This window comes from 'Santalum album' aster yellows phytoplasma (genome assembly GCF_018283495.1).
In the GTDB taxonomy this organism is placed as follows: domain Bacteria; phylum Bacillota_I; class Bacilli_A; order Acholeplasmatales; family Acholeplasmataceae; genus Phytoplasma; species Phytoplasma asteris.
The window spans coordinates 1-10,715 of record NZ_JAGVSK010000011.1; the positions used below are offsets into that span (position 1 = coordinate 1).

General features: G+C 26.0%; 11 protein-coding genes, 10 tRNA genes and 1 pseudogene. 13 read left to right on the forward strand and 9 right to left on the reverse strand.

Annotation, left to right across the window (positions count from 1 at the left end; translation table 11 throughout):
- Positions 1-69 precede the first annotated feature (69 nt).
- The 10 genes from KE631_RS02265 (at position 70) to KE631_RS02310 (ending at position 1,004) form a co-directional block, all read left to right on the forward strand.
- Positions 70-145: transfer RNA gene (locus KE631_RS02265), tRNA-Thr, on the forward strand.
- Positions 146-152: 7 nt separating this feature from the next.
- A tRNA-Lys gene (locus KE631_RS02270) sits at positions 153-228 on the forward strand.
- 66 nt (positions 229-294) lie between these two features.
- A tRNA-Leu gene (locus KE631_RS02275) sits at positions 295-380 on the forward strand.
- Positions 381-384: 4 nt separating this feature from the next.
- A tRNA-Ala gene (locus tag KE631_RS02280) sits at positions 385-460 on the forward strand.
- Positions 461-498: 38 nt separating this feature from the next.
- Positions 499-575: transfer RNA gene (locus tag KE631_RS02285), tRNA-Met, on the forward strand.
- Position 576: 1 nt separating this feature from the next.
- Positions 577-653: transfer RNA gene (locus KE631_RS02290), tRNA-Ile, on the forward strand.
- Between the two features lie 7 nt (positions 654-660).
- Positions 661-751: transfer RNA gene (locus KE631_RS02295), tRNA-Ser, on the forward strand.
- A gap of 17 nt (positions 752-768) precedes the next feature.
- Positions 769-845: transfer RNA gene (locus KE631_RS02300), tRNA-Met, on the forward strand.
- Positions 846-850: 5 nt separating this feature from the next.
- Positions 851-926 (forward strand) — tRNA-Asp (locus KE631_RS02305).
- Between the two features lie 2 nt (positions 927-928).
- Positions 929-1,004 (forward strand) — tRNA-Phe (locus tag KE631_RS02310).
- Positions 1,005-1,267: 263 nt separating this feature from the next.
- On the opposite strand, the gene KE631_RS02315 is transcribed toward KE631_RS02310, so the two are convergent.
- The 7 genes from KE631_RS02315 to KE631_RS02345 form a co-directional block, all read right to left on the reverse strand.
- Positions 1,268-1,687 (reverse strand): hypothetical protein, encoded by a 420-nt coding sequence (locus KE631_RS02315; protein WP_212509241.1) that lies wholly within the window; start codon positions 1,685-1,687, stop codon positions 1,268-1,270.
- Positions 1,623-2,114 carry a restriction endonuclease subunit S gene (locus KE631_RS02695; RefSeq protein WP_425305909.1) on the reverse strand — a complete coding sequence of 164 codons (492 nt, stop codon included), beginning with the start codon at positions 2,112-2,114 and terminating at the stop codon, positions 1,623-1,625. Before KE631_RS02695 ends, KE631_RS02315 begins: the two co-directional genes overlap by 65 nt.
- Before the next feature lie 227 nt (positions 2,115-2,341).
- Positions 2,342-3,076 (reverse strand): ABC transporter permease subunit, encoded by a 735-nt coding sequence (locus KE631_RS02325; protein ID WP_212509243.1) that lies wholly within the window; start codon positions 3,074-3,076, stop codon positions 2,342-2,344.
- A gap of 2 nt (positions 3,077-3,078) precedes the next feature.
- Positions 3,079-4,041, reverse strand: coding sequence for a transporter substrate-binding domain-containing protein (locus tag KE631_RS02330; RefSeq protein ID WP_212509244.1), 963 nt, complete (start codon positions 4,039-4,041; stop codon positions 3,079-3,081).
- Positions 4,042-4,243: 202 nt separating this feature from the next.
- Positions 4,244-4,990 (reverse strand): amino acid ABC transporter ATP-binding protein, encoded by a 747-nt coding sequence (locus KE631_RS02335; protein WP_212509245.1) that lies wholly within the window; start codon positions 4,988-4,990, stop codon positions 4,244-4,246.
- Entirely contained in the window at positions 4,983-5,681 is a 699-nt protein-coding gene (locus KE631_RS02340; RefSeq protein ID WP_212509246.1) for an ABC transporter permease subunit, read from the reverse strand. The genes KE631_RS02335 and KE631_RS02340 overlap by 8 nt, the downstream gene beginning before the upstream one ends.
- Positions 5,682-6,067: 386 nt before the next feature.
- Positions 6,068-6,649 carry a hypothetical protein gene (locus KE631_RS02345; RefSeq protein ID WP_212509247.1) on the reverse strand — a complete coding sequence of 194 codons (582 nt, stop codon included), beginning with the start codon at positions 6,647-6,649 and terminating at the stop codon, positions 6,068-6,070.
- 391 nt (positions 6,650-7,040) lie between these two features.
- On the opposite strand from KE631_RS02345, the gene KE631_RS02350 reads away from it, so the two are divergent.
- Both KE631_RS02350 and KE631_RS02355 read left to right on the forward strand, forming a co-directional pair.
- Positions 7,041-7,253 (forward strand): tengu-su inducer, encoded by a 213-nt coding sequence (locus KE631_RS02350; RefSeq protein ID WP_212509248.1) that lies wholly within the window; start codon positions 7,041-7,043, stop codon positions 7,251-7,253.
- 846 nt (positions 7,254-8,099) lie between these two features.
- Positions 8,100-8,633: a hypothetical protein gene (locus KE631_RS02355; protein ID WP_212509249.1), complete on the forward strand. Its 534-nt coding sequence runs from the start codon at positions 8,100-8,102 to the stop codon at positions 8,631-8,633.
- Positions 8,634-8,779: 146 nt separating this feature from the next.
- Here the strand turns inward: KE631_RS02355 and KE631_RS02595 are convergent, their stop codons facing one another.
- A complete protein-coding gene (locus KE631_RS02595; RefSeq protein ID WP_308507133.1) occupies positions 8,780-8,890 on the reverse strand; it encodes a DUF2963 domain-containing protein in 111 nt (36 codons plus the stop codon).
- Positions 8,842-9,492 carry a DUF2963 domain-containing protein gene (locus KE631_RS02650; protein ID WP_308507132.1) on the reverse strand — a complete coding sequence of 217 codons (651 nt, stop codon included), beginning with the start codon at positions 9,490-9,492 and terminating at the stop codon, positions 8,842-8,844. Before KE631_RS02650 ends, KE631_RS02595 begins: the two co-directional genes overlap by 49 nt.
- A 735-nt stretch (positions 9,493-10,227) precedes the next feature.
- On the opposite strand from KE631_RS02650, the pseudogene KE631_RS02365 reads away from it, so the two are divergent.
- A pseudogene (locus KE631_RS02365) lies at positions 10,228-10,715 on the forward strand (hypothetical protein); the annotation flags it as partial.

Consider the following 10,715-nt stretch of genomic DNA (forward strand, 5'->3'; position numbering starts at 1 on the left):
TCCCTCATCCTCTACCAAACAATTACTATCTTTTTTATTCTTTTTTTATAGAAAAACAATAATTTTATTGCCAAAATAGCTCAATAGGTAGAGCAACTGATTTGTAATCAGTAGGTTACGGGTTCGATTCCTGTTTTTGGCACCACTTTATTGTCCCGTTAGCTCAGCTGGTAGAGCACTTGACTTTTAATCAAGGTGTCGAAGGTTCGACTCCTTCACGGGATACCACTTTTTATTAATCTTTCTTTTTCTTTTTTTATTTTTATATAAAATACAAAAAATGTTTATATGTTTGCCTGGATGGTGGAATCGGTAGACACGTGGGACTTAAAATCCCATGGTTTATAGCCGTGTCGGTTCAAGTCCGACTCCAGGTACCATTTTGGGGCTTTAGCTCAGCTGGAAGAGCATCTGTCTTGCACACAGAAGGTCAGCGGTTCGATCCCGCTAAGCTCCACCATAAAAACATTAACATTAATATATTAATCTTAAAATGATGGCGGTGTAGCTCAGCTGGCGAGAGTGTACGGTTCATACCCGTGAGGTCGAGGGTTCGAATCCCTCTGCCGCTACCATGGACCTGTAGCTCAGCTGGTCAGAGCTACCGGCTCATAACCGGTTGGTCGTAGGTTCGAATCCTACCGGGTCCACCATTTTTTTGGAGGAATACCCAAGTCCGGTTGAAGGGGTCAGTCTTGAAAACTGAGAGGTCCGAAAGGACGCGGGGGTTCGAATCCCTCTTCCTCCGCCATCAATTAAATATTATACCGCGGGGTAGAGCAGTTTGGTAGCTCGTCGGGCTCATAATCCGAAGGTCATAGGTTCGAATCCTATCCCCGCAACCAAAATTGGTCCGGTGGTGTAGTGGTTAACATGCTTGCCTGTCACGCAGGAGATCGCGGGTTCAAGTCCCGTCCGGACCGCCATAGGCTCTGTAGCTCAGTCGGTAGAGCAGTGGCCTGAAGAGCCTCGTGTCGACAGTTCGATTCTGTCCGGAGCCACCATATTATTTTCTGATTTTATTTTTTTAACTATATCTTTCTTAAGCCAAATAAACAAATGAGTAGCCCCAAAAAGGCTACTTTTATCTTTTTATATTGTCTTTTATTAAATATTATAACTATTTTAAAATTATTTCCATATGAGACTACAGAATATAAAATTAAAACCACCTTTTGGGGTGGTTTTTTTATTAATATAAATTATAAATACAACTTAAAATTAACATTCGTCTACATTTTTGATTTGTTCCAAACGTCCTAAAAGTTCATTTTTTTATTTTATCTATTTGTTTGATTGTTTTTTCTATTATTTCTTTAGTCTTAGGTTCTTTGGTTTGTTTTTCTAAATTTTCCAAATATGAAGGAAAATCTTGTAGATAAAAAAGCAGATCATTTTTACTTCCCATATAATATGGATTTGCATTCAGGACACAACTAAAATTATTAATTTCTTCTTGTTTTTGTATTAGAAAGTTATATAAATGTTTACATATAGTTTCGGTTTTACACATCATTACAAAACAATTATTAGTGGCAAAAATAGGTTCATTGTGATAACAAATATTTTTTTGTTTTCCTCCTCTTGTAATTATTACGCTATAAGAGACTGTATTATATTTATTACAATATTCCTTTTTTTGTCCTTTTCCTCCATGAGTTCCATAAGTATTTGCCAGATGGTTCATGTTTTTGATGTTCTCCGTGAATATTTTTAATTGTAAAATATTTTTGCAAAGAAATATTACTTAAAAAAACATTTAATATATTGTTCAAAAAAAATTCTAAATCTTTGGTTTTAATATTTTTACCTTTTTTATTTAAGTTTTTTAAATTTTTAATGCCTTTTTGATTTTTTTGTAATAATTTATATAAAGTTTGATATTCTAAATCTTTTATATTTTTTCTATTTATAATAAAACAATTACTCAATGCCCAAAAAGGTTTTTCGTGATAATGAACATATCCGCTATCTCTTCCTATGGTTATGGTTCCTGCGTTTTGATTTGCTCTTTCACTTTTACCTTTTGAATATGTTTTTTTATTTCCTCCCATTATTGGGTATTTACCATTTGGACTTTTAGGAGGTTTTTTCTCTCCAGAATCAATTTTTATGAATTTATTTTTTTTATATTTGTTTTATTAGAAGACATTTTTTACCTCTCTTTTATGATTGAACTTTTTATAAATATATCTACATTATTAAATATTTTATCTTTTTTTATCTTTGTTGTATTAAAGCAAAATATTTAATAATATTTATATACTTTTTTAAATTACACTTTCACTATTAATATTATATAAACAAATGGAAAAATAAAATTATGTACAAAAACATAATTTTATTTTCTATCACTTATTTTTTCTATTTTTTTCAATAACAAAGAAACTAATAACACCAAAACTAAATAAACAAAGACAGGCACTATTAAAGCCAATATTTTTGCATTTGCACTTGCAACAGATGCGTTTACTGTGCTTCCTGCATTATAAAGTTCATTTATGCCAATAACTCCAAAAACACTACTATCTTTGATATTAACAATAAATTCATTAGAAATTCTTAATAAAGATTTACGGACAACTTGGGGACACACAACCTTTTTAAAGGTTTGTGTTTGTGTCATCCCCAAAGATAATGATGCTTCAATTTGTCCAGAGTCAAAAAATTCCATATTTTTAATCATAACTTCAGCAAGATAAGCAGCTGAGTTAAAAATAATTACAAATAAACCAGATTGCAATGGAGTTAACCATTTAAAATAACCAGTTCCTTTGAGTCCGAAATGAAAAAACATTGCTTGCAACATCATAGGAATACTTTTAATAATAAAAATATAAACATTAATGCTTTTATCAAGTATTTTAAAGAAATATTGTTTTTTTAAACTCATTTTTGTATGTTTATTAAGAGTTATGATTCCTTTAATATAAAGCACACATAAAGATACTATAAAAGCTTCTATGGTACCAAAGAAAGCAATTTTAAATGTGGTTTCAAAGCCTTCTTTATATAATGGATAATATATTTTTAATAATCTTTTTAATAAATTAAACCAATTAAAAATATTTGACATTATTATAAATTAGCATTTTCATCTTTTGCATATTGAACAACTTTTAATTTTAATGCTTGAGTTGTTTGGTTATCTTGTGTAAAATGTAGTTCTTCTAATGCTTTATTGACCTCTTTTGTTAATTTTTCATTTTCTTTTTTGATTGCTATATGTGATTGTTTGGTGTTTTGGAAAGTTTGGCATTCTTCTTTTGTAAGTTGAGGGTTTGAGTCATAATATTCTTTGATTTTTTCCATTAATTGGTTATCGATGTTTGGAATTGATTTTGCTAATGTTGGATTTTTTGATATAAATAATTCTGCAACATCAGATTCTAAAATATAACCATCAATTGTTTTTGCTAGTAATCCTAAATTAAAAGCATTTAAATCTTGTAATTCTTGAGGATGATCGCTTATCATTTTTGCTTTTTTTTCGTGTGCAGAATCTTTTTGGTAAGCTATTTTTTTTTCTTTTAAATCTGCAAGTTTTTTTACTACTAAATCTTTGTGTAAGATAACTTTAACTGATCCAAAATGATAAGGGTCTGAAAAAGCAACTGTTTCTTCTCTTTCAGGGGTTTTGGTATGTCCTGCAATAACTAAATCTACTTCATTACTTGTTAAAGCATTAAATAATCCATCAAAATCTATTTTTTTAATAATTAATTTTTTACTTAATTTTTTAGCTAATTTTTTAGCAATTGCTACATTATAACCACAAGCAAATCCATTTTTTTTTCCTTGAATAGGATGTATTTGGTCTTTGTATTGTTCGTTGTTTCCCATAGTAAACCATTCTAAAGGAGCGTATTTAAGTTCCATTCCTACTACTAAATCGCCATTTAATGCAATTTCTTCGGTTGGGGTGGTTTGAGTAGTTGTTTTATCTTTTGTTAGTTGCCACCATACAATTCCCCCTATTATGCCTAAAATTACAAAATCACCAACAGCTAAACTAATAATTAAATTTTTATTCTGTTTCATTTTATTACCTCTTTTGGGATTATGTTTTTTATTAATAAAAGTTTTTGTAATTAAAAAAATTATACTTATAATATTTATTTAGTCAATTATAAAATTATCACTTTTGTTATTTACTCGTTTTTATTAAAACACCTTATTTAATATTTTTTTTGATTATAGTTTTTCTTTTTGGCTTGCCTATTTTAAATTTATTATTTTTGAATCATTTGTATTTATTAAAAGAAGCATCTTTGAGAAAAGTTTTTAATTTATCACTTTGAGGGTTGTTAAGGATTTGTTGTGGAGTTCCTTCTTCTAAAATTATGCCATCTGCCATAAAAACAATTCTATCAGAAATTTTTTGAGCAAATGCAATTTCATGAGTTACTAAAATAATAGTTATTTTTTCATGAGTTAAATTAGTCATAATATCAAGAACTTCTTTAGTTAATTGTGGATCCAAAGAAGCGGTAGGTTCATCAAATAAAATTATTTCTGGATTCATACATAAGGCTCTTGCAATTGCAACCCGTTGTTTTTGTCCTCCTGAAAGTGTTTGAATGCTTTGAGATGCTACATCTAAGAGTCCTACTTTTTGTAATTTTTCGCGTGCTATTGTTTGTGCTTCTTCTTTGCTTTTTTTAAATACTTCTGTGAGTGCCAAAGTGCAATTATTCAAGACATTTTTGTGGGCAAATAAATTGAAATGTTGAAAAACCATGCCAATTTTTTTTCTTAAATTATACACATTATATTTTGGATTTAAGATATTTGTGCCTTCAAATAAAATAGTGCCAAAATCAGGTTCTTCCAATAAATTAAGACATCTTAAAAGAGAAGATTTACCAGCTCCTGAAGGCCCTATTAAAGTAATAATTTCGTTTTGTTTGATTTTTAAATTAATGTCTTTTAAAACAACTTTAGTGCCATATTTTTTTTGGAGATTTGTAATTTCGATGATGTTATGCATTTTTATTACCTAATTTGGTTTCTAATTTTTTTAAAAGATAAGAAGAGATGAAAATTAAAATTATATATATTAAAGATGCGTTGATTAAAAAACCAAAATTATTTGATGTTCTATAATTATTTTTGCTAAAAGTAAAAATATCTACAACTGTAATTACATAAAAAACACAAATATCTTTGATATTTAGAATAAATTCATTGATAATTCGCAGTAAAGATTGATGGATTACTTGAGGACATATAACACGTTTAAAAGCTTGCTTGCGAGTCATTCCTAAAGCTAGGGATGCCTCAATTTGACCAGGGTCAAAAAAGGACATATTTTTAATCATAAATTCTGCTAACATAGCGCAAGAATTAAAAATAAGGATAAATAGTGAGGCTTGAAAAGGTTCTAACCATTCAAAATAACCAGTTCTTCTAAGTCCATAAAAAACAAGCATTGCTTGTAACATCATAGGGACACTTTTAACAAAAAAGATATAAAAATATAAGATAATATCTATTGTTTTGTAAAAATATCTCTCATAAAATCTTATCCGTTTCTTTTTTCTGATTCCTTTGATATAAAGGAGCCATAAAGATAACAAAAAAGCCCCTAATGTTCCTAAAAAAGCAAGGGTTATAGTAGTACAAATTACATTCCAATATGAGGGTAGATTATTTATAAATAAATTATAGCAGTTTTTCATAGGATCGTTCCACAGTTTCTTCCTTTTTTGTATATTTAATTGTATTTTTTGATATAATTTTATACAATTTTACTTAAATTATTTGTTATTTTCTTTGGTTTTGATGTAAGATAATAAATTTCATAATATTTTTTAAAATTCACTTTGTGAATTAGTTAATTTAATAGTTATTGAATTTATTAATTTTTTTCAAAAGAAAAAATATTTCATTTAAGTTTTAATGTCTTTATTATAACACATTATTTGTTTGGTGATGGTGTTTTTTTTACATAATTATTGTTTTTTGATATTTTTGTTAAATGAAATTGATAAAATAAAAACCATTTACGGGAATGCCGTAAATGGTTGTTTTCAATAATTTAATTTATAATTTTAATATTTTTTTATTAAGCTTTAGTTGGCCAAAGATTCTTTATTGTATCTTGTATCCAACTTGCAAAAAGTTTATCACTTAATTGTTCTACTAAAGGAAGACAAGATTCATCTACATTGGCTAAAAGTGTTTTAGCTTCTTTAAAAACACTTGTTAATATGCTTATTAAACTTGCTTTTGTATTATCATCATCATATGTGCATTTATCAAAACTTTCTACTTCTACATCTTCCCAATAATCAACTCCTAGAACGCTAGAATATAGAAACTCTACAAGTGTTCCAACTTCAGATTGAGATTTAGGATTTTTGTTTTTTAAATATAATTTTGTTTTGTAAGCCACGTAAGAACATGATAATGATGTTTTTGTATTTAAAGAATCTTGAACACTTTGAACTAAATTATAATTTTCTACCTCTAATTTTGGTCCTTGTGATTGTGGTGATTCAGATACAGGAGTTGTTTTTTCTTTTGGATCTTTTTTGTCATCTGCAAAAGCACTTGGAATAAATGCTGATAAGAAACATGAAATAAACACAAATGTAATTAATATCAAGAAAATTAAATAATTGTTTTTAACTGATTTTTTTAACAATTATAAAACCTCCTAATTAAAATATACAAACTTAAAGTAACTATCATCCTGTAGGTTTATTATATCATACTTTAAATGTTTTGTATCTAAAAAACCGTTTTAAAATGACCTGAATTCATTATTCTTTTAATATTTAATTAATTTTTAATCGAGATTTAGTTTGTTAAAATTGAATAAAATGCAGTGATTTTATTATAATATTACATTTTTTAACTTTAATTTGTGTTATAATTAGCATGAGAATAAATACATTTTTTGATGATTCTACAAAGATGATTTTTAAAATTTATTTATTTTCTATTTTTGTATTTGCCTTTTTAATTTTTTAAATTTTATTTCAATGTTAAGTTGGAAATAAAATCATATAAAGAAAGCAGGTGATATATAAATTATGGTAAAACTCAAAAAACATAAAGCAAAAATGTTAATATTTGCTGGCTTTTGGGCTATTTTGCTATTTTTAAATCACAATTATTTAATTTTTGCTGACCAAGATGATGATATTGAAAACGTGATAACTCTAATTGAAACTAAAGAGAATCAAACAGAACAAATAAAAATACAATGTCAAGATTTATTGCAAAAGGGCGAGAAAGATGCCTAATTTCTTAGTAAATTAACCATTTACAACTGCAATTAGTAATGCAGTACAACATATTTTTGGTCTATTTTGTGAAAGCAAGATAGATTATAGCAGAAAATAAAAGCAAAAAAACGAGAAACTGTTTATCATTTGGATTTGCGAGTTGAAAATAGTCATGGAAAAGCTTTGCAATAAGCCTAAGAGAAAAAAACGGGCAGTAGCTATAAGGAAAAACAGTTGATACCTTATATTTTAGGGCAGTTTATATATTTTTTGCGTATATAAAATTTACTAACACTTATTGATTTAAGCGGCAAGCAAAATTGCTAAACCTAAAACCACCACAACCACATAATTTTTTTATTTTTGTATATTAATTGTGGTTATCTCTCCTAAAACTATTAAGGTAAGAAATTAGAGTAACTTCTATCTTCCTAAAAGTTATTTGCTAAAAGTATAAAAGCATCTAAAATAAACTTAAGTGTTTAGTCTCAAGGAAAAAGCAGAATCGTAGTAGTCGTAAGAAATTCAAAGCTTAGCTGGAATGCATAAGTGGACTGACTTACCAAGGAATTTGGGAAAACCAAATACAAGGCGAAAGAAGAAATATATTTTATATAAACGCTGTATGCTTGGAAACTTGCTTGTACGGTGTTGTGCGAGGCTCAAAAAAACCTAATTATTAGCTAATAATTAAGGCGTTTTGTTTCTATCGCGATAATTACTCAAATCAAAACTGAAATTAATCAATTAGCAGTTAATAATCAAACAGAAATTCAAAAATATTTAAATGATCCCATTTTTATAAATATCCTAGGTTTAATTAAAAAAAAAGAAGTAGGAGCCCAACAACAAGTAATTGATTATTTGGAACAAATATATATTTGGGTACAAAAATTAAATACAGATGTTAATAGTATTTTAACATCATTTGAAATATTGACAGAAAAAACATTAAAATTTAGAGAAGTTTCTAAAGAGTACGATAATGTTTTAGACAAAATTACAAATATTTTTTCATATATGAAATCAATATCCACATTAAATGATGCAATATATGAACAAGATTCAAAAAGCAGTGTTTCTGATGAATCATCTAATTTAGATGCAAAAGTACAAGAAGCTTTAGACCAATTGGGTGGAATTAACAAATTAAAAGATCAAAAAGTTCATGTATATCAATTAAATACTCAATTTAATATTTTAAAAGATCAAAATCCTTTAACTCCTTCAGGTGGTTCCGGTTCTTCTGATATTTCTGGTGGTGATTCTGATACTTCTCAAAATAATAATTCTAATGTAACCAATAGTTTTTTATTTTTTTTCTTTGTAATATTTATTTTATTATTTGTTGTTTTGATATTGTATTTTATTTTTCAAAATTTTGCAAACACAAAATAACAATTAGTTTTTTAAAATTATAAATATTATTTTTACTAAAATCAAGACTAAATTTCCCAAAACTAAATATTTATGATAATATAAAAAGACCAACTTCAAAGTTGGTCTTTATTTATTTTGGGGCTTTTTCAAGGAACAAAACTAGTTTAGTATTTTGTAACAATATAATGGATTGTTTCTGAAATTTCTTCTTTTTCGTTGTATTTATCTATGTAATCAATATCAATGCCGTTTTTAAGATAGTAAGTATGAGAAATCTTTTTTCCAGTTTGAAGGCTATATTTAGCTTCATTGTTATTTTGTTATTGTCGTGGTAATAAATTATTTTTGTTATTTTTTGAGTATTTTGATCAAGATATATGACACAAAATAAAGTTCCTTGTTGTGTAAAGTGTTTTATTTGGAGGCATTTTTTAGTTTGGGGGTTGTATTTTTCAATGAAATTAATAGTTTTTTGATTGGGGTAAAAAGTAGTTTTTTTGATTAAATTGTTTGTTATTGAATCGTATATATTTATCATTTGGGTATTTTCGTTTGAGTTTGTAACAATTAAATTATTTTCGTTTGAAATTAATTTAATTTGGTTAACTATTTCATTATTATTTTCTTTATTTGGTTTATTTTCTTGGATAATCGGATTTGGTAGTTTTGTTGATTCTTTTTTTTGAGTAAATATTTTGTCTTTGTGTTCTTTGTTATATAAAATAAAACTACTTAAAAACATTATAATAACCATTAAAATAAGGCACAATATGTGAATTAATGACCATTTATGCTTTTTTTGTTTGTGTTTGTCTTTGTGTTCTTTGGTAGTTGTTGTGTCTTTTTGGTCTTTTGTTTCTTTGTTTACAAATTTCATAAAATTACTTTTCTTTTTTGTTATAACTTATCAAACCCCATTTATGCTACAACTTATTTATAAAATTATAAATTATAAAATTGCTAAATTGCCAAATTATCATTGCTAAATCTTTAAATCTTAAAACCAAAAGCACAAATCATAGATTACAAATAAGTACTCTTATTATACAACATATATTGTTATTTGCATCAATATTTTTAAAATTACTCAATATTTTAATATTTTAGCAGTTTTTATTTGTAAATTGATGGAAAAACAAATATTTAAAATAAATAAGCATATTTGTTTTTTTTTAATGTTAAAATATAGTTAATTAACAATTTGTTTTTTTCCTTATTTGTTATTTGTTAAGAATTAGATTAAAAATATTATTTGTAATTGTATATTTATAAATTAATAGATATAATTATATTTATAAATAATTTTATAATTATAATTAATATTTGCAAATTGTTAATTTATCAATACTTAATATACAACAAAAATAAAAGAAAGGTTTTTTTATGTAAAAATAATAAATTCACTATATTAATTTACAAACTGGCTTGCATAATATCTAAGTTTTTCCAAATGCTGCAAAAATAGCTAAATTGAGCTTTATAAGTTTTTAAACATTTTAAATTGTTTATCTTTTGGAAACTGATCATCATATTAAAAATTTATTATTTTTACATTTTTAAAATAAAAAACAATTTCTTATTTAGGATAAGAAGAAAGGCAGTTGTTTTAAAAGTGACACAACAAAAACAAAAACAATTATCATGTCTAGTTGTAATTATATCTCTATTTTTATTTGTATTATTAGCTATTCTTATTATTGATCCTTTTGGATGGTTTAAAAAAACAAAAACACTACCTACATATAATCCCCCATATCCTTTTGATGCACCAGAAACATTTAGTCTGGATCATGATAAATTAAATGTAGAACAAACTATTAATAAAGTCAATGATATAGAAAAAAATAATATAGATAATGAAATATTTCAAAATAACTTTAATGAAATTCCTAAAAATAAATTAGAAACTAATTATTTGAAAAGAATAAGAAAAGATTATATTGAAAATAAAAAAGCTCAAAATAAAAAAAAGATAGAGAATTTACAAACAGAAAATAATCAAAAAAAACAAAAATTATCCGAATTAGATAATCAAAAAAAACCTTTGGAAAAACAACAACTATTAGACCACACACTATATTCTTTGGTAGAAACTTTAAG